Origin of the sequence: Oceanobacter sp. 1_MG-2023, assembly GCF_030689025.1 — a bacterium.
GTDB lineage: Bacteria > Pseudomonadota > Gammaproteobacteria > Pseudomonadales > Oceanobacteraceae > Oceanobacter.
Genome location: NZ_JAUYWA010000009.1, coordinates 71,055 through 93,392, shown reverse-complemented (window position 1 = coordinate 93,392; position 22,338 = coordinate 71,055). Strand labels below are relative to the sequence as shown.

Sequence of the window (22,338 nt, the reverse complement as noted above, 5' to 3'; positions counted from 1 at the left end):
ATTCCAGGCGGGGATGGCAAGAAAGAAGTGCGGCCGGGAACCGGACCGCTAGAATTTTGAAGCGGTTTCGAGGATATCCGGGTGAGTGGCGGCTAACTTGGCATTAAGGAAGCGCAGGCGGCGGCTGATTTCCCTTAGCATATTCATTTGAATCAGGGTGAACTGTTCGAGATCGTATTGATACAGCTCATAGAGTGCTGCTGTGGGTAACTCAAGGGCGATACAGTCGGTAATTGCCCGCACGGTTGCACCGCGAGGGTTCATGTCGACAACAGCCATTTCGCCAAAACTGTCACCCGGCCCAAGTTGCCGCAGCTGGCGCATCTCGTCACCGCATTGTTTCATTACTTCAGCACGGCCGGTTTCCAGGATGAAAATAGAGCTGGCCGGATCGTCTTCGTAAAAAAAGACTTGTTGTGCCTTGAGTTGTCTCGGGATACAGCGTTGTTCGATAAAATTGATGGCATCAGCACTGAGAGCGCCAAAAATTGGACGATTCTGCAGTAACTGCAGACGTTGTGGACTCAGTCGGGCAGTTGTGGAGGAGCGGGGACTGGCAGAGTCAGGAATCATGGCGATCACTTGTGACTGGAACCTGATTCCCATGGTACTGCCAAGCAGCATATAAAGGAAAGCAGAACCATGTTCCGGGCGGTGATGGCCTATATGCTGGCAGATTCTGCCAGCACTATCGGTCTCAGTGGGCGCTGATCAGGCGCCTAAACGTTCGTATAATTCCGATTCATCCCGGGGTTCTGGAATCAGGTCATCCAGTTGCTGTGGTGCCTGGGTGACCTTGTGTTCCGAGTTGATACCCAGTTTGCGAAACAGCTGCTGGTCTTTGTTGGCAGCAGGGTTGGGTGTGGTCAGCAGACATTCACCGTAAAAAATGGAATTGGCACCGGCAAAGAAACACATGGCCTGCATTTCTTCGCTCATTTCTTCACGTCCGGCACTTAACCGCACATGGGACCTGGGCATCAGGATACGGGCCACGGCAATGGTGCGGATAAAGTCGAGTGGGTCAACGTCGGCTTCATGTTCCAGTGGCGTACCGGCGACTTTCACCAACTGGTTAATGGGCACGGAGTCCGGGTGTTGTGGCAGATTGGCCAGCTGGCGTAACAGACCGGCACGGTCCCGCTGGCTTTCACCCATTCCCAGAATCCCGCCAGAGCAGACTTTCATACCGGCTTTACGGACGTTATCAAGAGTTTCCAGACGGTCGCCATAGCTGCGGGTGGTGATGATTTCACCGTAATAGTCGGGTGAGGTATCCAGGTTGTGATTGTAATAATCCAGACCGGCTTCGCCCAGACGGTTGGCCTTGTCGGCATCAAGCATGCCGAGGGTCATGCAGGTTTCCAGACCAAGCTCCTTGACGCCTTTTACCATGGCCAATACGTAAGGCATGTCTTTTTCACGCGGCGAGCGCCAGGCGGCTCCCATGCAAAAGCGGTCGGAACCGGCGGCTTTGGCGGCCTTGGCTTTTTCCAGTACCGCTTCCACTTCCATCAGGCGTTCTTTTTCGAGGCCGGTATCGTAACGGGCACTTTGCGGGCAGTAGGCACAGTCTTCCGGGCAAGCGCCGGTTTTGATCGACAGCAGGGTGCTGACCTGTACGGCGTTGGGATCAAAAAACTGGCGGTGTACGGTTTGAGCCTGGAACAGCAGGTCATTAAACGGCAGATTCAGCAATGCCTGTACCTCGTCCAGAGTCCAGTCATTGCGGATGGCCGCGTTGTTTGGCTGCGAAGAGGACGGAAAGTTGGCTGCTACGGCACTGCCCATGGCGGTCTCCATTTGCTGATACAGGAATATAAAGGTGAATACTGCAGCCTGCCGAGGCAACAGGCAATTTGGGGCCAGCCATTTGCTGACTATTGTTTAAAAAACGTTCGATAGTCAGCTGCCAAGGTCGGGGGCGTCAGTCGGAACAGGCCGCTGAAACAAACCGCCGAAATAGTCAGGAGTCATGGCGGCAACCAGGACAAAGAGCGCTGTTGCAACCACTGAATGGAACACGGGTGGCTGGAGCGGGTTCGGTATCGGTGCTCATGGTCGGTTTTAGGCGATTTCGCGTTATAGTAGCAGCTTGATTTTGCTGTCAGTCGAGGTTTGCCGTGTACTACCCATTTCTGAATGATGCACCCTTTGCGTTTGCGACAGGCAAGGCTGTCTGTGTGGGTCGCAACTATGCTGCTCATGCCGCTGAATTAAATAACCCCATCCCGGAACAGCCGCTGCTGTTTATCAAGCCCGCCGATGCGGTGGTCGCCATGGAGGGGGACCTCTCGATCCCCGACGGTATGGGGGCCGTGCATCATGAACTGGAAATTGCCTTGCTGATTGGAGAGACACTGTCCCAGGCCAGTGCCGATGAGGCTCTGGCTGCCATTGCCGGGGTGGGCCTGGCTCTGGATTTGACCTTGCGCGATGTACAAAGCGGGCTCAAAAAGAAAGGCCACCCCTGGGAACGGGCCAAGGCATTTGATGGTGCTTGCCCGGTATCCCGTTTTATTGCCGCAGAACAGGTGAGTGACTGGAGGGATCTGGAGCTGTCCCTGACGCGAAACGGTACCTTGCAGCAGCAGGGCAACAGCAAGGCGATGTTGTTTCCAGTGGCGGATCTGCTGGTCGCGATCAGCCAGCAATTTACGCTTAACCCCGGGGATCTGGTGCTGACCGGCACCCCGGCCGGAGTTGGGCCGCTGGAAGCAGGGGATCAGTTGACTGCGACCTTGCAGGACTGGTTGTCGGTCTCATGCCAGGTAGAGGCTCGACCGTCCAGTGCCATACAAGGAGGTCAATAATGGCTTCTTGTGATGCCCCGGGCCTGCAAAGCCTGGATGAGGCTCTGGAACAAATCCTGTCGTCGCTGACGCCTCTGACCGAAGAAGAGTGGGTGCCACTGTCCCAGGCTGACGGCCGCATATTGGCTGCCGATGTGCAAAGCTGTCTGGACTTGCCACCGACCGATAACTCCGCCATGGACGGTTATGCCGTGCGGGTAGAGGATCTGACCGAATTTGATTGGCTGGACGTTAACCAGCGTATTCTGGCGGGAGATGCCACAACCCAACCGATATTACCCGGAGAATGCGCGCGTATCATGACCGGCGCGATGCTGCCGGAAGGCGCCAATACCGTCATCATGCAAGAAGATGCCGAACTGGATGACGACGGCAAGGTGCGCTTTCTGGCGGCGGTCAAACCATCAGCCAATATTCGGCGGCGCGGAGAAGAAGTGGCTGTTGGTGATATCGTTCTGGCCGCGGGTCGGCGTTTACGGGCGGCTGACATCGGATTGCTGGCCAGTCTTGGTATTGACCAGGTAGTGGTACGCCGTCGGGTACGAGTTGCCATTATGGCCACCGGTAATGAACTGGTGACACCGGGGCAGTCGTTACAAACCGGGCAGATTTATGAGTCCAACAGCCAGGTACTGGCCGCCTTGCTGGTACGGTTGGGCTGCACCGTCATTCATTTCGGCATTATCGCGGATGACCCGCAGGCATTACGGCAAGCCTATCAGAATGCCGACAGTCAGGCGGATCTGGTCATTGCTTCTGGCGGCGTCTCAGTGGGGGAAGCGGATTTCAGCAAGCAGGTGCTGGATGAACTGGGCCAGATGGGATTATGGAAACTGGCCATCAAACCGGGCAAACCGTTTGCCTTCGGTCGTTTGCCAAACAGCTGGTTTGCCGGTTTGCCGGGCAATCCGGTATCGACCATGGTGACGTTTGATCAGCTGGTGGTGCCGATATTAACAACATTGGCAGGAGACAATACTCCACCACGGCTTGCCCTGCGCGCTCGTCTGACCTGTGGGTTACACCGTCGTCCGGGGCGGTTGGAGTTTCAGCGTGCCGTAGTCTCAACGACCGAAGACGGAGTGCTGCAAGTCACACCATTGGCACGTCAGGGATCTGCACTGCTAAGTACCATGTCGGCAGCCAACGCGTATATTTTGCTGGATGGCGATAGCTCCAGTCTGGAGAAAGGCCAACCTGTCCGTATTGAGCTGTTTGATGGGCTGTTATTGTAGGGAGCGTTATTGTAGGGGTTGGCACTGTGCTGATTCCTGATCGGCGCAAGCACAAACAGCAGAGTGAGCAGGGCAGGCAAGGTGTTTTACAAGGAAAGGTAAGCTGGTTGAACAGCACTTCCAGAGATTGGCTGTCGATGCTCTGTTGGAGATCGTCATGATGTTGGGTACAGCAATGATCTGGCGGACAAACACAAAAAAGATGTCCGCCTGATATTTTTAGAGATCGAGCGTTAATTTGGCACTCTTGCAGCCCGAGACACAGACCATCATGGTGGTATTTGTTGACTGTTCGCTGGGTGACAAAACACTGTCACGATGATCCACTTCGCCGTCGATAACGGTCACTTCACAGGAACCACAGAGCCCTTCCTGACAGGCAAAACCAACATCAACGCCAGCATCCAGAAGGCGATTCAGCAAATTTTCTCCAGCCTGGATCTGCAACGTTTGGCCGGATTGGGCCAGTTCAACCTCATAACTTGTCCGAGCATCCGCTGACGCTGCTATCTCTGCTGCTGTGAAGCGTTCGATATGAACAAACTCATAGCCCAGTTGCTCACAGGCAGCGTGAAAGGCATCCAGCATGGCTACCGGGCCGCAACCGTAAAAATGGCTGTCTTTATCATATCCGCGCAAGAGCGCCTGAAGGTCTGGAGTGGAGCCGGACTCATCGTCGAAATGATAATAAACCTTGCCACCCAGAGCCGTGATTTCGTCCAGCATGGCTGCTTCTGCCCGCGACCGTGCGCAATATATCAGCACTGGGGAACTCCCCTTCAGAAGCAGCTCCCGGTACATACAAAAGATAGGCGTTATGCCAATGCCGCCTGCAAGCAGTACATTTTTCTGCGCTGATGCATCCACCGGAAAGTGATTACGTGGCGCTGATATCACCAGCTCAGTACCGACCCGCAACTTGTCATGGATCCACGCTGAACCACCGCGACTGTTCTGGTCTCTCAATACCGCGACCACATAGCGATCCAGAGTGTGCGGTGAACCCAGCAAGGAATAGCTGCGGTTAATACCGCAAGGCAAGTGCAGATCAATATGCGCTCCCGGCTCAAATGAAGGGAAGACAGCATCAGCCAAAGGGCGCAGTTCAATACTGATTATCCCTTGTGCTTCATAACGAATCCCATGCACCAGTGCGACTATATTTTTATCAGCCATCGGTTTTCTCATTTAAAGATTGAAGTGGGCCAGTCTCTGGCCCGGGGTGTCAGTTCCTCCCTTGCAGGAGACGGTATCCCCGGTGGTTGTGGCTACCGTGTCTCCTGCGATACCAGCCAGGGTTTTAGAGGATAAAAGGGAACTCGTCCTCTGGCAGAGGATCACCGTTTTTCAGGCGGCCGATCAGCTCTGGAAAGGGGGGTGAGGTTTCACCTCCGCGGTCGACATAACAGGCGTTGTCGCCGAGCCAGCGGGTGGAAATAACGCGTCGTGACGTGTCTCTGGATGCGTTACCCGGCGCACCGTGTACCGTCAGGTAGTCAAACGCGATTGCGTCACCAGGCTCCAGATCCCAGCCCAGAATCGTGTAGTCGTCCTTGTTGGCTTCAATATCGGGCATGACTTCGAGGTTGGTTGCCTTATGGTCATAATCCACCCCGGTAAACTTGCGCGGACGAAACAGCTTGCCCCAGCGATGGGAGCCAGCAACAAATTCAACACTGGAGCTGCGTGGTACCGGGTCAAGAGGCAACCAGATGCTGACGGTTTGATCGGCTTTGGTACAGTAATATGGCTCATCGTGGTGCCAAGGGGTCAGTTTGGTATTGCCCGCCTCCTTGATAAGCACGTGTTCATGGAAAATCCGTACCTGCTTCGATCCCATGACCTGCTGGGCTACACTTGCTGCTGGTCCTTCCTGTACAAATTGGCGATAGCCCGGGTTATTTGCCCAATTACAGTAGTCTGCGATGAAGCGCCCTTTGCTCTGGTCTGGCGTGTAGTTCTTGAAGAAAGGCCCTGGGTGCGCCAGGTTGTAATCGACCGCTTCCCGCAGCGGTTCAATCCAGTCTTTGAATAGCCCGCGAATGACCACGGCGCCATCACGGGCAAAATCCTCACGTAATGTCTTGTTCACAGTTTGCTCCTTGGTTCTGATCATGGTTTCAGGTTTTCTTACGGCATCTCGTTCCGGTGACGATTGCTCAGCCAGCTGGCACAGCCGTACAGCGCCAGAACAAAGAGGATGAGCAATGTGGCAACCGCGAGGATTGACGGGTCAATCTGGTCGCGGATGCCGCTCCACATCTGGCGTGGCACGGTGCGTTGTTCGGCACCGCCGATAAACAGCACGACGATCACCTCATCAAATGAGGTGGCAAATGCAAAGATGGCTCCGGTGGCAACGGAGGGGGTAATCAATGGCAGGGTGACGCGGCGAAAACAGACCCAGGGTGTGGCACCAAGGCCACTGGCGGCGCGGGTCAGGCTGTGGTCGAACGACTGCAAGCCGGCACACACGGTAATCACCACAAACGGCGTGCCCAGTACGGTATGAGCGAGAATTACACCCAGATACGAATCCACCAGGCCGAACGGCGCAAAAATGTAGTAGAAGCCGGCGGCCACCACCACAATGGGAATAATCATCGGCGAGATCAGTAGCGGCATGATTAACCCGCGCAAGGGGAATCCGGGCCGGGTCAGCCCCAGTGCTGCCAGTGTCCCCAGTATGGTGGCCAGCAGTGTGGAGGCAAAGCCAATCCCCAGGCTGTTCAGCAAGGCCCGCTGCCATTGATCGTCAAACAGGGCAGCCTGGTACCAGCGCAGCGATACACCATCCATCGGATAGGAAAAGTAGGTGCTGGTATTGAACGACAAAGGGATGATGATCAGGATCGGTGCGATCAGGAAAAACAGCACCACTGCTGTGTGCACTCGAACCCAGCGTGCACTCCAGCGCTCAAGGCGCGACCAGTAATGAGATTTCATAAATTTCTCCGGTTAGCCGAAGCGCAGGCGGTCAATACCGACCAGGCGATTAAAAATGAAGTAAAAGATGGCGGTGAAAATCACCAGGTAAGCCGATAATGCTCCAGCCAGGCCCCAGTTCAGCTGCTGGTTCGTCTGTATCGAAATCAGCTGGCTGATCATTTCATCACCTGCGCCACCGAGTAGCGCTGGCGTGATGTAGTAGCCCAAGGATAGAACAAACACCAGAAAGCAGCCGGCACCGACACCGGCAAGGGTTTGTGGTACGTAGACCCGGATAAAGGCGGTCAGTGGCTTGGCACCCAACGACTGGGCAGCCCGTAAATAGACGGGTGATATGCCTTTCATGACCGAATAAATGGCCAATATCATGAACGGCAACATAATATGCGTCATGCCAATCAACACGCCGGTACGGTTGAAGACCAGCGGTATGGGCTGGCTTACCAGTCCGAGACCACTGAGCAGGCTATTGATTACGCCATTGGGTTGCAGCAATACATACCAGGCGGTGGTGCGTACCAGTAGCGATGTCCAGAAAGGGATGATGACCAGCAGCATCAGCTTGCGGCCTTGACGTGCGGGCAAATTCGCCAATAACCAGGCCACTGGGTATGCCAGCAGCAGGCACAGCAGGGTCACGCTGGTACTGATCCAGATGGTCCGGGAGAAGGCGGCGAGGTAGACCGACTCTTCTGGCGGCAGACTGGCCACACTCCCGGTCTTGTCGACATAGCTGTCTACCGCATTGAGCAGGTAATCAGGGGTCGGGGATTGTCCGGCACGCTTGAGTACGCGCCAGATTTCCTTGTCACCCCAGCGGGAATCGCTGGCCAGTAACGCTGCCTGAAGATCATCGCGTGAATCCCGTTTCAGTTTTCGTGCTGTTTTCAACAGCAAACTGCGCATGGCCGGGTTGTAAAAATTCATGCGTCGGGCAACCCGCCCCAGCTTCCCCTGTTTGCTGGCCTGCACCAGGTCCTGTGCCATCGCGGCATAAATATCAGCGTCAGGCATTGCGGCCTCATCCCAATGCTGTAACAGCTTGGTGGCCTCTGGCAGCGCCAGCGGCACTTCTGGATTTTGTACGCTGCGCAGAAGCAGAGTGCCGATAGGAGCAATAAAGGTAATCAATAAAAACAGCAGCAGAGGGGCGGCCAGCAATAAGGCTTTGCGTGATTCCTGCCGTTTTACTCGGCGATACGCCTGAAGCCGTTCGGCATCATTCAATGCGTCGGGTGCAGCCAGGCCACCCTCTGGCGTGGGTATAGTCTCATTCATACGGAACTCCGGGATAATGCAAGCATCGGTGCTGGCCACCGATTGGTGGCCAGCCGAGGTCTGTCAGCGAGCTAGCCACACCTGGAAGCGCTTGTTGATGACGTCAAAGTTATCGACCCAGAAATCCACATCAATCTGGACTGCATTCTTGAAGTTGGCATCAGCCGTTGGCAGGTCTTCGAGAATATCCTTCTCAATCAATGGCAAAGCATTTTTGCGCGGCGGCGCGTAAGAGATGTAACGGGAGAGCTGGGAGGTGACATCCGCGCGAGATGCATAGGCGATGAACTCAAATGCCTCTTCAGCATTCGGGGCACCAGCCGGTACACCCCACCATTCATAATCGTAGATCTGTCCGTCCCAGACCGTGACAAAGGCACTGCCATCGTTTTTCACGGAATCATGAATACGGCCGTTATAGGCTTGCGTCATCACAACCGCGCCATCGGCAAGCAGTTGAGGAGCTTGTGCGCCGGATTCCCACCAGATGATATCCTGCTTGATGGCATCGAGTTGACGGAATGCACGGTCCAGCCCTTTTTTGGTTGCCAGGACGTCGTAGACCTTGTCTTTACTGACGCCATCAGCCAGCAGAGCCCATTCCAGCGTGCCTTTGGGGCTTTTGCGCAAGCCACGTTTGCCAGGGAATTTGTCCGTGTCAAAGAAGTCGCTGATCAGAGTGGGGCCAGTGGCCAGCGCCTCTTTGTCATAGGCAAATACGGTCGACCAGATCATGCTGGCAACGGCACAGTCGCCAATGGAGCCGGGAATAAAATCACTGGTGTCTCCCAGAATGGATTCATCCAGTGGCATCAGCAGTCCTTCATCGCAGCCGGCAACGGCGTCGTTGGACTCCAGATCAATAAGATCCCAGCTGGTATTATTGGCCTGAACCATTGCAGCCAGCTTGGCCAAGCCGCCGTCATAGGCTTCAAGACTGAATTCAGTTCCTGTCGCTTTTGCATAAGGCTTTAAATAGGCTTCTTGCACAGCGTTCTCAAAGGCACCACCGTACGTGACCACCGATAACGTTGTCTCTGCATGGAGAGGCCCGGCAGCGAGTAAAGTGGCTAGCATTGAAGCGCCTGCCAGGAAATTGGTTTTGGGCATGGTTTTCATATCAGTCCTTCTATCAGTTAGGGTTAACAGGGAGAGGAGGTGCTTTGATGAGACGCAAGCAATGGGGATAAAACCTTGCAATCATCGATTCGCCAGGTGACGTTCACTGTACTTCCGGCAATTGGCAGGCAATGTTCCCGACTATTGGGGAGCTTACACAGTAGTCGATCCGACTCACTCAGACGCAGATGAACACGATGGTGATCACCGCAGTAGACGATATCTTCCACCAGTCCTTGCACGCGGTTGCCGAGATTGAGGTCGCCATCCGCGATGCGAACTTGCTCCGGGCGAAGAAACAGCATTCCCGGTGTGTCCTGTCGCAGGTTCTGGCTGACGCCACCACGAATTTTTGTGCCGTTTGATAACGTCAAAGTGGCTGTGGCGTGATCGATCTCAGTAATCCGGCCATCGAGCCCGTTATTTTCACCAACGAAGTTGGCAACGAAGGCATTGTGTGGGGACTCATATAATTCATGGGCCGGCGCAATTTGCTGGATACGACCATCGAAGAACACGGCAACACGATCGGACATGGTTAATGCTTCGGATTGATCGTGTGTCACATAGACGGTGGTGAGCCCCAACTCACGGTGCAAACGCATTATTTCGTACTGCATTTGTTCGCGCAGGCGCTTGTCCAGCGCTCCCAGGGGTTCATCCATCAAGACCAGACTGGGCTCGAACACCAGTGCCCTGGCCAGTGCAACCCGCTGCTGCTGGCCACCGGAGAGCTGCGACGGGCGGCGGTTCGCCACATGGGACAGCTCCACCATATCGAGTGCCTGTTTGACCCGGGTTTTGATCTGCTCGCGTCCGACCTTGCGTACCGACAGGGCAAAACCTACGTTTTCCGCAATCGTCATATGAGGGAACAAGGCGTAGTTCTGGAAAACCATACCGATATCGCGGTTATAAGGCGGCAGATCATCCAGACGTTTGCCCCCCATACGTATCTCGCCCTGGCTCGGCGTTTCGAACCCGGCCAGCATCATCAGGGTGGTGGTCTTGCCGGAGCCTGATGGCCCCAACAGTGAGACAAACTCGCCCTTGTTGATGGTCAGATTCAGGTCATACACCACATAGTCTCTGCCGTCGTATGACTTGCAGACATCGCTCAGATTGATAAAGGCTTGTGAATCCTGAGGCTGGTCGGCATGGTTCATTGCTACACTCATGCGCTGCCCACCTGCTCGCTAATATAGCGGGCGAAATCATAGAGCGGACGCTCCAGATGACTCAGTTGTCCGGCCTTGGCCAGCGGTGCGCGAACCCCACGCATTACCGCTTCAACCCCTGTGCGATCTTCGGCATTGACCACATCCAGCATGTCTTTCAGAGCGCTCAGATACTCGGCGGCTTTGGGATCATCGATGTATTCCGGTGCCATGCCGCCGCCAAAGCTTATGCTTACCTGATCAGCGCCGCGGGGTTGCAACACCAGATACCAGAAATATCCCGGCGTCAGGGTAATCAGATGGCTTGGATAGATAGAGATTAACGCCGATGTCTTGCGCCAATGGCCTTCGAGGTGGTGGTTGTCGGGATGGGCATTACCGATTGCCAGGGTCGCTTCCTTGGTAAACCAGTGATAATTGAACGTCGGGTGTCCAGGAGGGCATTCCACTTCACTCAGGCGTGTATGTGGTCCCACGGTCGCCTTGTGCACAATGGGCAAGTGGTAACTTTCCATGAAGTTTTCAGCCAGAATTTTCCAGTTGCAGTCCCAGACGTGCTCTTCGTGGAACGCCTCGACATAACCTTCCATATGGTAGTGTCCAACCAAATCGGCCAGCGCTGCGAGCTGCTCCTTGACCGGTGGCAGTGCTTCATTCAGGGTGATGTAGATCCAGCCTTGCCATTCTTCGCAACGCACAGCGGGCAACTGATAGTGACTTTTGCAGAAACCATTTTGCTGGTTCATCTGCGGGGCTCCCCGTAGTTGCCCTTCAAGGTTGTAGCCCCAGGCATGGTAGGGACATACAATTGAGCTGACGTTGCCTGTGCCTTGCAACAGCTCGGACATACGGTGCAGGCACACATTAGAGAGCGCACGTATGTGCTCGTTATTGTCACGCAGCACCACGACTGGTTGATCGCCAATAGTACTCGTCAGGTAATCCCCGACATTCGGCAAGCGCGATACGTGGCCAACGCACAACCATTGCTTACGGAAAATATTGTTCTGTTCCAGATCGGTAAATTGCGCAGATGTGTACACCTCTGGCGGCATGGCTCGGGCATTCGTAAAATCCAAATCGCAATTCTCACGGAGAGCAGCAACAAGCTCACCGACTGGCTTTGGACTGTTCAACTGCGTCATTAGAGGCTCCTTGATTTAGAAGTTGAAATAGGCAACGTGTACCTCCAACACGTACAGCACCGGTGTGGCTTATGTGTCTGGAGGGAAGGCTTGAAATGAATAGTGTCCGACTGGAACTGATAAATAAAATATTAAAAATGTTCTTATAACATTTGAAAATAGTATTCAGATATGCGCCATTAATGTGCTCGTTGCGCCATTTGTGTGCATAATTAAAACAAGACTGGAGGATATTAAAACCCATGATCAATGTTGTTGATTAAGCAATCAGCCAACGGATCTCAGGCTGTATTACAGTTCCCAGACAAGGCGGAAGCTTGATAAAAGAGAAGGCTGCTCCCCTGAATATAGCGGGATTCAGAACAGCGGAGCTGCTTCACTGACAAGGGTTGTGTTGTGGCCAATGTAGCCAGGATATGCTTTCAGATTAATATCATTATTTAATAATTATCGCCGTTACAGGCTATTAAATATGAGGTGCAGGTCCATGCGGGCAGCCAGCCCATAACAACGATATGTCGCGCTGCTGCTATCAAAAAACGGATGTTATTGCATGATAAGTTCATGATTCAGCGTGCGATGGATATCGATATGTCTGGTTGTCGGTTTTCGTATTTATGGCAGTTTGTCAATCAGGGACGGCTGAATTTATTTATCAGACCGTACACCAGATAATACCCAATGTTTACCCTGGCTCCTGTGGAAATAACAAAGCCCTGTGGTTACAGGGCTTTGGGAGAGTTATTCAGCGTTATAAACAAGAATTAATTTATGTCATTCAGAACGGAATATCATCGTCAAAATCATCAAAGCTGTTGCCCTGTTGTGGTGCCGGTGCTGCTTGAGGTGCAGGGGCTTGTTGATAACCACCGGGGGCTGGCTGCTGTGGAGCCCGTTGTTGGGGCTGTTGCGGTGCCTGCTGTGGTGCTTGTTGTGGCGGCTGTTGCATTGGTGGTTGTTGAGGTTGGGGAGCCGGTTGTTGATACGGCTGCTGATACCCACCCTGAGGGTTGTTATGCATGGGGGCTTGTGGTGCTGGTCGCTGTGCAGGCTGTTGCGGCGCTTGCTGTGGTTGCTGGCCATAACCCTGACCTCCCATACCACCCTGGGCTGGTGGAGTCGGGTTCATCATGCTTGCAGCCCCTTGTGGCGGGTAGCCAGCACCAGCGCCCATGCCGTTGCTCATGTCGCCACCATTGCTGTTGCGGCTGTCGAGCATCATCATGTCGTTACAGATGATTTCCGTGGTGTAGCGTTTGACGCCGTCTTTTTCCCATTCGCGGGTTCTCAAACGACCTTCAAAGTAGGCTCTGGAACCTTTTTTCAGATACTGCTGGCAAATTTCTGCCAATTTGCCGTACACGGTCAAACGGTGCCATTCGGTTTGTTCTACCTTTTGGCCGGTTTGTTTGTCGTTGTAGCTTTCATCGGTCGCCATCGTCATGTTGGCAACGGCATTGCCATTCGGCATGTAGCGTACTTCCGGGTCTCGGCCCAGAGTACCAATCAGTGTCACTTTGTTAACGCTGCGACCCATGAGATTCTCCTGTGGTATGTGTAATGGCGCGTGCCAGTTCCTGATCAAACTCGCTGGCAGTCACTTTTAGATAAACAGCCTGCTCTTCTGGTAATTCGGTGAGTTCGGCGACGCCGTTGAGCGCCAGCAAAGCCCGGTGCTGATACTGGGATAATGGGCTCGGCAGAGTGATTCGCACACTGCTGAGGTGACGCGGAGCAGGTGTCATCAGCATCAATAATCCCCATAACAACACGGCGGCAGCAAAAATGGCAAATACACTGCTTGCCCCCCAATGAGACAGCACCCAGCCACCGATAGTGCCGCCGGCGAAGGCACCCAGGAATTGCATGCTGGAATAAATCCCCATGGCACTGCCTTTGGAACCAGCCGGGGCAATTTTACTGAGCCAGGATGGCAGGCTGGCTTCCATCAGATTAAAGCCGAGGAAGTACAACAGCATCAATACGGCCCAGTGCCATAACGAAACTGCTTGTATCATCAACAGTAGAGCAAGCAGAATCAGAGCGGCAGCGATCAGTACCACATTTTTCATCTGACGGCGTTTTTCCGCAATAATAATCAGTGGAATCATCAGGCCAAAGGCCAGTATCAGTACCGGCAAATACAAGTAACTATGGTGCTCTGGTGGCAGATCAAGATTGCTGAGTTGCAACGGGATGGCGACAAAAATAGCCACCATCAGGGCATGTAACACAAAAATGCCAATATTTAATGGCCAGAGAGACTTGTTGGCGAGCTGCAGCCGCACTTCACTGAGCACGGCGACGGAGTCACGGTGGCGGGTTCGTGGTGGCGAAGGAATCAGCAGCAGGGTGACAGCAATACCGCCCAGCGCCAAAACACCGGTTAGCGTAAAAATCAGTGACAGTCCGCCGATACCGGCCAGCCAGGGGCCAACGACCAGTGCGACCGAGAACGACAAGCCAATACTGGCACCAATAAAGGCCATGGCTTTCATGCGGCTCTGTTCATTGGTGAGATCGGTGACCAGTGCCATGATGGCACTGGCAATCGCGCCGCCTCCTTGCAGGGCGCGACCAATAATCAGGCCATAGACACTCTCGGCATTGGCGGCAATCAGGCTGCCAGCGGCAAAAATCAGCAACCCGGCGATAATCACGGGTTTGCGGCCAATACGGTCAGACAAGGCGCCCGCAGGAATTTGCAGCAGTGCCTGGGTCAAGCCATAGACCCCCATGGCCAGACCAAGCAGCTCGGGGGTGGCATCTTTCAGCGTCAGGCCGTCCAGCATCAGGACGGGCAGTACCATAAACAGGCCCAGCATACGCAGGGCGTAAAGGGCAGCGAGTGAGGCGATGGCGCGCTGTTGTGCAGATTCAGGTATGGCGGTCATGCGATGTCCAGTGAGAGGAGCCAGCCCTGGCTTCCGGGGTCGGTAACGGCAGTCGAGTTTAAAAAGTGCGCCAGTTTAACAGGAATAACAGCCAGTTTTCAGTAATGACGTAGGGGAGTTCGTGGTTCCGTTGGAATTTTTTGAAAACTAGGAATTGTGTCTGTTTCATGCTCTTTTTTTGAGCGTTTGATTGGGTAGAATTATTCTCAACCGTCATGGGCAGGGTATGCCGGTGGCAAGTCAGGTCAAGGAGAGACGTTATGGATCGGCAATACAGTACCGACAGGCGCTACATCCTGTTATTCGGACGCCAGAATCTGCAGAACGCGATATTGCTGGATTATATTCAGACCCACCTTGGGCTGCATGCCCAGCTGGTGCATAAACTGGCCTGGCCCCCCGCGCATTTTCCTGCTGATGGACAGACTTTGCTGATGTTTGACACCGATGGTGTCCGGCCAGAGCGGCTGGCCAGAATCCTGGATGAGATTTATGAGGCCGATGCCGTGTCGCTGATCGGGTTATTTAATGTGCCGGAGCATCATGCACTGGAAGAGTTTATTTGCTGGCCGCGAGTCAGTGCCCTGTTTTATCGTCATACAAGCCAGAGTCTGCTGCTTGAGGGTATCAAGGCCGTGTTTAATGGCGAATTATGGCTGCCTCGCAAGTTGGTGAATGATCACCTTGAGCGGACGCGGCAGCGGCCACGGGCGCTTGAGCCGCCTCCTGTGTCACTGACGGGGCGGGAAGCTGAAATTCTGCATCTGGTAGAAACGGGTGCCACCAACCAGGATATCGCCGATGCCCTGGAAGTCAGTACCCATACGATAAAAACGCATCTATACAATCTGTTTAAAAAAATAGGCGTCAAGAACCGGGTGCAGGCCATTAACTGGGCCAAGGAGCACCTCAGCAGTATCACTGTCTGATTGGCAGGTTAAGCTGGATGGCTACCGTATTGCTGGGGATTGCTGGCGACTTCCGTTGCATCAATGGGGCATCAATCGTGTATCAATGGCGCATCAATGCTTGATACGAAAGACATGGCAGCGTTGGATGGCGGCTCTGTTGGCCGAATAAACAGATCAATCCTGTATCTGGGCACAGGTTCTATTACAATAGCGCTTTTGCCTTGGTGTAAAGAGCTGCATGGACAAGATTCTGGTCAGGGGTGCGCGCACTCACAACCTCAAAAACGTTGATCTGGATATTCCACGCGACAAACTGGTGGTGATTACTGGCCTGAGCGGGTCGGGTAAGTCCTCGTTGGCATTTGATACGCTGTATGCCGAGGGGCAGCGCCGTTATGTTGAGTCGCTATCAACCTACGCCCGCCAGTTTCTGAGTGTGATGGAGAAGCCCGATGTCGATCTGATCGAAGGGTTGTCCCCGGCGATTTCCATCGAGCAAAAGTCCACCTCGCACAATCCTCGTTCCACGGTGGGTACCGTCACCGAAATCTACGATTATTTGCGCTTGCTGTTTGCTCGTGTCGGCACGCCGCGTTGCCCGGATCACGGGGTTGCCCTGGAAGCCCAAACCGTCAGCCAGATGGTTGATGGCATCCTGACGCTGGCGGAAGACAGCAAGCAGATGATTCTGGCTCCGGTGGTGCGTGACCGCAAAGGTGAGCATGCCAATATCTTCGATAGCCTGCGGGCGCAAGGGTATGTGCGTGTACGTATCGATGGCCGTATCTATGATCTGGACGATACCCCGGATCTCGACAAGCGACGCAAACACAGCATTGAAGTGGTCGTCGATCGCTTCAAGGTCAAACCCGGTCTTGAGCAACGGTTGTCGGAATCCATCGAAACCTGTCTGGAACTCAGTGGTGGCCTGGCGCTGGTGACACCGATGGATGACGACGATGCCGAGCCGTTATTGTTCTCATCACAATTTTCCTGCCCTCATTGTGGTTACAGCCTGTCGGAACTGGAACCCCGGTTGTTTTCGTTTAACAACCCGGCTGGTGCCTGCACCACCTGTGATGGTCTGGGGGTCAAACAGTTTTTTGATCCGGACCGGGTGATTACCGACCCGAGCCTGTCGATTGGCGAAGGGGCCATTCGTGGCTGGGATCGCCGCAGCGTCTATTATTTTCAGCTGCTGAGCGCCGTCGCCGAGCATTATGGCTTTCAGCTGGATGTCCCCTTTGCCGAATTGAGCGTGCAGGCCCAGGAGCAACTGCTGTACGGCAGTGGTGATGAAGAAATCGGTTTTGTGTATGTCAATTCACGCGGCGACCAGATTCGCAAACAGCATCCTTTCGAAGGGGTGTTGCCCAACCTTGAGCGGCGTTATCACGAGACCGAATCACAAACCGTCCGGGAAGAGTTATCCAAGTACCTGAGTGTACAGCCCTGCCCGGATTGTGGTGGCTCGCGCTTGCGCCAGGAAGCCCGCAATGTCTTTATTGAAGACAAGAACATCCATGCCTGTACCAGCATGTCGATTGAAGATGCCCACGCCTATTTTAGCCAGCTGGTGTTGGCGGGTAACAAGGGCGATATCGCCGAGAAAATCCTCAAGGAAATCCGCGAGCGATTACGCTTTCTGGTGAATGTCGGGCTGGAATATCTGAGTCTGAACCGCAGTTCCGATACCTTGTCTGGGGGAGAATCCCAGCGGATTCGTCTGGCTTCCCAGATCGGTGCCGGGCTGGTGGGAGTCTTGTATATTCTGGATGAACCTTCCATTGGTTTGCATCAGCGTGACAACGACCGTCTGCTGCAGACGCTGTTTCATTTGCGGGATCTCGGCAACACCGTGTTGGTGGTAGAGCACGATGAAGATGCCATGCGCAGCGCGGACTATCTGATCGATATTGGCCCCGGTGCCGGTGTGCATGGCGGTCAGGTGATTGCCCAGGGGACGCCGGCACAAGTGGCAGCGGATCCGAACTCGGTGACGGGGGAATACCTGTCGGGGGCACGGGCTATCCAAGTGCCGGAAACACGGACGCCGTACCCACTGAGCAAGGAACTGAAACTCAAGGGTGCTCGTGGCAACAACCTGAACGATGTTGACCTGACCATTCCGCTGGGGCTGATGACCTGTATCACCGGGGTATCCGGCTCAGGCAAGTCGACGCTGATTAACCGGACTCTGTATCCGCTGGCAGCCACGGCCCTGAATGGCGCCACAACACTCAAGGCGTCTGAACACGACAGCATTCAGGGGCTGGGCCTGCTCGACAAGGTGGTCGATATTGACCAAAGTCCGATCGGTCGTACCCCGCGTTCCAACCCGGCCACTTATACCGGTATTTTTACCCCGGTACGTGAGCTGTTTGCCGGTACCCAGGAAGCCCGTTCCCGTGGTTACAAGGCTGGTCGTTTTTCCTTTAACGTCAAGGGTGGCCGCTGCGAAGCCTGTCAGGGTGACGGGGTCATCAAGGTGGAAATGCACTTTCTGGCTGATGTGTATGTGCCATGTGATGTCTGCCACGGCAAACGTTATAACCGTGAAACACTGGATGTGCGCTACAAGGGCAAAAACATCCACGAAGTGCTGGATATGACGGTAGAAGATGCCCGCGACTTTTTTGATGCCATCCCGGCGGTGGCGCGTAAATTACAAACCCTGATGGATGTTGGCCTGAGCTATATTCGATTAGGGCAGGCTGCGACGACCTTGTCAGGAGGCGAAGCGCAACGGGTCAAACTGGCGAAAGAGCTGTCGAAGAGGGATACCGGCAAAACCCTGTATATCCTTGATGAACCAACCACCGGGTTGCACTTCCACGATATTGAGCAGCTGTTGGCGGTGCTGCATCGCTTGCGTAATGACGGTAATACCGTGGTGGTGATTGAGCATAATCTGGATGTGATCAAGACCGCGGACTGGGTGGTCGATCTTGGCCCGGAAGGCGGTTCCAAAGGGGGGTATATCATTGCGGAAGGTACGCCGGAAATGATCGCCGCGAGTGAACAATCCTACACTGGCCGTTTCCTTGAACCATTGCTGGACGTGGCCCGGCAACGCCAGAGCTGATGGCCGGGCGGTTGATTTGTCGCGCTTGTGAACGCCCCGTCAGCGTCTGTTTGTGTGAGGCGCTGGTGCGGCGGGAAGCGCCACTGGATCTGGTGATCTGGCAAGATCCGAATGAAGCGCGGCATCGTTTGTCGACGGCGCCACTGCTGCATAAAAGCATTATCAACAGTCGGCTGGTGGTGGCGGACCGGTGTGACCCGGTCGCTTTGCTCGGGCAAGACTGGCATCAGAATACGGTGCTGTTGTTTCCACTGGAGGGCAAGCCTGAATGCCCGTTAGACCAGGCTCGGCAGTGCCGGCAACTATTGATACTGGATGGTACCTGGCGCAAGGTCAGGCGCTTGCTGTTGTTAAACCCCTGGCTGACCCGTCTGCCACATTTGCAGCTCACTCCGGCAGAGCTCAGCCGTTATCACCCCATTCGTAAATCCCCCCGGCCGGATGGCCTGTCAACGCTGGAGGCTGCGGTGGCAGGACTGAATCGTCTGCAGGGGACATCTGGGTTTGATGACGTGGTGGGGGTACTCGACCGGTTGGTGGAGTTGCAGTTAGCGGCCCGGAAAACACCGGGCCAGTAAGTGCGGGCTAATCCGAGTTCAGTGGCACGTCAGGCTTGCCCTGCCATATTGGCAATTCGTAAGATCTGGCGATCAATCAGAGCCTGACTTTTTTCAGGTAACGTTGTGAGCCAATAGCCCGGTTGGTTATCACCATTCAAATCCGGTACTGCGGCGCCGGCTTCCCATTCCAGCCCGTATTCGGGCGGCAATGCACTGATCAGAGCCTGACTGGCCAGCAGCCGGAATGCTTCGCTGCGGCGGGCCAGGGTGGATGCCCAATACAGGCTATCACCGACCAGCCGGTGGCCATGGCTGTCGTCAGCAGAATCGGTCGGCGTGAGTAAGACCGGCCCCCAGTGCGCCGCTACCCGAAAACGGATATCGGCCAGTTGCGGGTTTTTCTGGCTAGCGTTACGCATCAGTCCCAGGCACAGTTGGGCCGCGTAGACGCAGTGCAGCGTGTCACGTTCGCTTTCATCGTTGAGACCAAAAATCATCACAACACCGTCGTCCTGATAATGATCCAGCTTGCCGTTATAGAGTTTGGCGGCCTGATTTAACAAACGATGATATTCATTCAGAAGCTGCACCAGCTCATCCGTATCGAGCTGGGCCTGCAGGGTCGCCAGTTCGGTCATTTCGATATAGATCAAAGCGCAGTGCTGATAGCACAGGGTTTGGCCTGATGGGGGAGTACCCTGATAACGAAACTGGCCGAGGGCTTGGGCCATGGCCTGACGGTGACGCTGGTCGTCGCGCAAGACTGACAGGCCGCCGTGTAACTGCTCAAACTCCTCTATCGCTGCCGGTGGTGGAGGTAGCTGCAGCGGCTGGTTGTGACGGCTGTTTTTCAGGGCTCGGGACAACTGCTGTAAATAATGGGCGATCTGTTCTGCCAGAAAATAGCCCGCCAGCCCGGCCAGCATGGCACCAAGGCCGGTTGCTATCAGTGCCAGGGACAAATAATGGCCGCTGTCTCGGCGAGCAGGTGCCAGGTTGATATCCGCCTGGATAATCCCGACCACCTGATTATCCTGAGTGATGGAGCGGCTGATATTGATACGGTCGTCCAGGGTTTTACCTATTTCGGCAATAACCACGCCGTCGGTATCGAGCACTCGCAAGGCACTGATTTCTTCACCACGATGCCATTCTGTCAGCGCCAGATTGAGGCTGATCCGGTCACGTTGAATCAGGCTGTGGGCCAGCGTCATGGCGAGGCGTTGGGTTTGCTGGGTGGCATCCTGTTCCAGTCGCTGTTCCAGCTGATTGCTGAGATTGCTATAGGTCAGAAATGCGAGCAGTAGTCCGAATATCAGTACTTGTGTGGCTGCGGCGCAACCGCAGAGCAGGCTGAAATGAAAACTACAGGGCAACTTGAGCTGCATCGGGTCCGCCATTACGGTCTTGGAATTGGCTCTGACCGGAGATCACTGACGATAAGGGGGATGAGGTTACAACCGGGAGGTCGTACCGGTCGTTACCAACGCGGGTAACGTTGGAAATATTTCATCGGCCACAATCAGTACCATCGCAGTGATAGTCAGAGGTGTCTGAGGTGGTATTATAGGCGCCGCCCGATAGATGGCCAGAACCGAGCGGCCGTGATGCCAATCCCGTCGGGCTTCGGACGACCCATACAGAACCCAAGAGGAACCGCCATGAGCGACACCAAGCAATCTCTGCAAGAAAAACTGGAACAGCTGGAAAAAGGCCTGTTTCTGATGAGTGTTGACCGCCACCGTGCATTGTCTACTCATGAAACTACCGATCTGATTGAAGAGCTGCGTATCGTGCTGGCTGCGGCCAAGACCGATTTGGGCAAGCTGTAAACCGACAACCGCCTGAGGGCAACAGGAACGCATTGTGACTGAATTGGTTCTTATCCGGGTAACCGGTGCTGACAAACCCGGCCTGACCGCCAGTATCTCCGCGATTCTGGCCCAGTATGGTGTCACCATACTGGATATCGGCCAGGCTGAAATTCACGATACCTTGTCTTTGGGTATTCTCGCGGCGATTCCTGACAGTGCAGAATCCGCTCCGGTATTAAAAGATGTGTTGTTCAAAGCACACGCGCTGGGGCTTTCTATCCGCTTTACGCCGGTCACCGCCGAAAGTTACGAACACTGGGTGGCTGGTCAGGGTAAATCCCGTCATATCATTACGCTGTTGGCCCGTACCATTGAGGCCGATGCCATTGCCAGTGTGACCGCGATTGTGGCTGAGCATGGCCTGAATATCGATCAGATCAGCCGACTGTCTGGCCGGGTACCGCTGGATCAGGCAGAAAGTTGCCACGACAACACCCGTGCCTGTGTCGAATTTTCGGTTCGGGGCGAGGCTGACCAGAGTGAATTACGCGCCCGCTTTTTGGATATCGCGAATGAGCTGGGGGTCGACGTGGCGTTTCAGGCTGACGACGTGTATCGCCGTACGCGCCGGTTAGTGGCTTTTGATATGGATTCCACCCTGATTGAAACCGAAGTTATCGACGAGCTGGCCCGTGCTGCCGGTGTGGGTGATCAGGTTGCCGCCATCACCGAGCGGGCAATGCAAGGGGAGCTGGACTTCAAACAAAGTTTTGCCGAACGCATGGCGCTACTGAAAGGCCTGGATACCCGTGTACTGGATGGTATCGCTGAGCGCTTGCCTATCACCGAAGGGGCCGAGCGGTTGATCTACAATCTGCGGGCGCTGGGTTACAAGACCGCTATTTTGTCGGGTGGATTCAATTATTTTGGTCGCTATCTGCAACAGCGTCTGGGCATTGATTATGTCTTTGCCAATGAGCTGGAAATAGAAGATGGCCTGGTTACCGGACGTGTGATCGAGCCGGTGGTGGATGGTCAGCGTAAAGCCGATCTGTTACGGGAGCTGGCCAAAAAAGAAGGTATTCGTCTGGAGCAGACAATCGCAGTAGGGGATGGTGCCAATGACCTGCCGATGCTGAGTATCGCTGGTCTGGGCATTGCGTTTCGCGCCAAACCTCTGGTGCGGAAAAACGCCCGCAATTCGATCTCGACGCTGGGGCTGGATGGCATTCTGTATCTGCTGGGTTATCGGGATCGGGATATTGCTGAACCCGGTACGACTGAACAGGTATAAACACCGCCGTTACTGCTTATGTGGCTGACCCCATCGTTGGGTTGGCGAGCTTGCCAGGCAGCT

Annotated in this window: 19 protein-coding genes; 7 read left to right on the top strand and 12 right to left on the bottom strand. The window is 54.6% G+C overall.

Annotated features, from left to right (window positions below):
- Positions 1-48: 48 nt before the first annotated feature.
- Together Q8W22_RS08145 and bioB are read right to left on the bottom strand one after the other, a co-directional pair.
- Positions 49-573: a Crp/Fnr family transcriptional regulator gene (locus tag Q8W22_RS08145; RefSeq protein WP_303433131.1), complete on the bottom strand. Its 525-nt coding sequence runs from the start codon at positions 571-573 to the stop codon at positions 49-51.
- 138 nt (positions 574-711) lie between these two features.
- Positions 712-1,791, bottom strand: a complete 1,080-nt coding sequence (bioB, locus tag Q8W22_RS08140; RefSeq protein WP_303433132.1) for a biotin synthase BioB — start codon at positions 1,789-1,791, stop codon at positions 712-714.
- A gap of 332 nt (positions 1,792-2,123) precedes the next feature.
- Here bioB and Q8W22_RS08135 point away from each other — a divergent pair, with 332 nt between their 5' ends.
- Together Q8W22_RS08135 and glp are read left to right on the top strand one after the other, a co-directional pair.
- Positions 2,124-2,813, top strand: coding sequence for a fumarylacetoacetate hydrolase family protein (locus Q8W22_RS08135; RefSeq protein ID WP_305452036.1), 690 nt, complete (start codon positions 2,124-2,126; stop codon positions 2,811-2,813).
- Positions 2,813-4,048: a gephyrin-like molybdotransferase Glp gene (gene glp, locus Q8W22_RS08130; protein WP_305452035.1), complete on the top strand. Its 1,236-nt coding sequence runs from the start codon at positions 2,813-2,815 to the stop codon at positions 4,046-4,048. The genes Q8W22_RS08135 and glp overlap by 1 nt, the downstream gene beginning before the upstream one ends.
- Before the next feature lie 219 nt (positions 4,049-4,267).
- Here the strand turns inward: glp and Q8W22_RS08125 are convergent, their stop codons facing one another.
- From Q8W22_RS08125 to Q8W22_RS08085, 9 genes are all read right to left on the bottom strand, one after another.
- Positions 4,268-5,224, bottom strand: coding sequence for a PDR/VanB family oxidoreductase (locus Q8W22_RS08125; RefSeq protein ID WP_305452034.1), 957 nt, complete (start codon positions 5,222-5,224; stop codon positions 4,268-4,270).
- A gap of 124 nt (positions 5,225-5,348) precedes the next feature.
- The gene (locus Q8W22_RS08120; protein WP_303433136.1) at positions 5,349-6,140 is read right to left on the bottom strand and encodes a phytanoyl-CoA dioxygenase family protein; all 792 of its coding nucleotides are present in this window, start codon (positions 6,138-6,140) and stop codon (positions 5,349-5,351) included.
- Between the two features lie 38 nt (positions 6,141-6,178).
- The gene (locus Q8W22_RS08115; RefSeq protein ID WP_303433137.1) at positions 6,179-6,994 is read right to left on the bottom strand and encodes an ABC transporter permease; all 816 of its coding nucleotides are present in this window, start codon (positions 6,992-6,994) and stop codon (positions 6,179-6,181) included.
- 12 nt (positions 6,995-7,006) lie between these two features.
- Entirely contained in the window at positions 7,007-8,275 is a 1,269-nt protein-coding gene (locus tag Q8W22_RS08110; RefSeq protein WP_305452033.1) for an ABC transporter permease, read from the bottom strand.
- A gap of 63 nt (positions 8,276-8,338) precedes the next feature.
- Positions 8,339-9,352 carry a polyamine ABC transporter substrate-binding protein gene (locus Q8W22_RS08105; protein WP_305414747.1) on the bottom strand — a complete coding sequence of 338 codons (1,014 nt, stop codon included), beginning with the start codon at positions 9,350-9,352 and terminating at the stop codon, positions 8,339-8,341.
- Positions 9,353-9,417: 65 nt separating this feature from the next.
- Positions 9,418-10,572 carry an ABC transporter ATP-binding protein gene (locus Q8W22_RS08100; RefSeq protein ID WP_305414745.1) on the bottom strand — a complete coding sequence of 385 codons (1,155 nt, stop codon included), beginning with the start codon at positions 10,570-10,572 and terminating at the stop codon, positions 9,418-9,420.
- On the bottom strand, positions 10,569-11,651 hold the full coding sequence (locus Q8W22_RS08095; RefSeq protein WP_305452032.1) for an aromatic ring-hydroxylating dioxygenase subunit alpha: 1,083 nt from the start codon (positions 11,649-11,651) through the stop codon (positions 10,569-10,571). Before Q8W22_RS08095 ends, Q8W22_RS08100 begins: the two co-directional genes overlap by 4 nt.
- An 844-nt stretch (positions 11,652-12,495) precedes the next feature.
- Positions 12,496-13,254, bottom strand: coding sequence for a single-stranded DNA-binding protein (gene ssb, locus Q8W22_RS08090; RefSeq protein WP_305452030.1), 759 nt, complete (start codon positions 13,252-13,254; stop codon positions 12,496-12,498).
- Complete coding sequence (locus Q8W22_RS08085) at positions 13,238-14,611, bottom strand: MFS transporter (RefSeq protein ID WP_305452029.1); 1,374 nt, start codon at positions 14,609-14,611, stop codon at positions 13,238-13,240. The genes ssb and Q8W22_RS08085 overlap by 17 nt, the downstream gene beginning before the upstream one ends.
- 260 nt (positions 14,612-14,871) lie before the next feature.
- Between Q8W22_RS08085 and Q8W22_RS08080 the strand changes: the two genes are divergently transcribed.
- From Q8W22_RS08080 to Q8W22_RS08070, 3 genes are all read left to right on the top strand, one after another.
- A complete protein-coding gene (locus tag Q8W22_RS08080; protein ID WP_305414741.1) occupies positions 14,872-15,540 on the top strand; it encodes a LuxR C-terminal-related transcriptional regulator in 669 nt (222 codons plus the stop codon).
- A gap of 220 nt (positions 15,541-15,760) precedes the next feature.
- The gene (gene uvrA, locus Q8W22_RS08075; protein WP_303433146.1) at positions 15,761-18,607 is read left to right on the top strand and encodes an excinuclease ABC subunit UvrA; all 2,847 of its coding nucleotides are present in this window, start codon (positions 15,761-15,763) and stop codon (positions 18,605-18,607) included.
- On the top strand, positions 18,607-19,185 hold the full coding sequence (locus Q8W22_RS08070; RefSeq protein WP_305452028.1) for a tRNA-uridine aminocarboxypropyltransferase: 579 nt from the start codon (positions 18,607-18,609) through the stop codon (positions 19,183-19,185). The genes uvrA and Q8W22_RS08070 overlap by 1 nt, the downstream gene beginning before the upstream one ends.
- Positions 19,186-19,214: 29 nt before the next feature.
- Here the strand turns inward: Q8W22_RS08070 and Q8W22_RS08065 are convergent, their stop codons facing one another.
- Positions 19,215-20,555 carry an adenylate/guanylate cyclase domain-containing protein gene (locus Q8W22_RS08065; RefSeq protein ID WP_305452027.1) on the bottom strand — a complete coding sequence of 447 codons (1,341 nt, stop codon included), beginning with the start codon at positions 20,553-20,555 and terminating at the stop codon, positions 19,215-19,217.
- Between the two features lie 273 nt (positions 20,556-20,828).
- Here Q8W22_RS08065 and Q8W22_RS08060 point away from each other — a divergent pair, with 273 nt between their 5' ends.
- Positions 20,829-20,999 carry a hypothetical protein gene (locus Q8W22_RS08060; RefSeq protein WP_303433152.1) on the top strand — a complete coding sequence of 57 codons (171 nt, stop codon included), beginning with the start codon at positions 20,829-20,831 and terminating at the stop codon, positions 20,997-20,999.
- A gap of 34 nt (positions 21,000-21,033) precedes the next feature.
- Complete coding sequence (gene serB / locus Q8W22_RS08055; RefSeq protein WP_303433153.1) at positions 21,034-22,275, top strand: phosphoserine phosphatase SerB; 1,242 nt, start codon at positions 21,034-21,036, stop codon at positions 22,273-22,275.
- Positions 22,276-22,338: the final 63 nt, after the last annotated feature.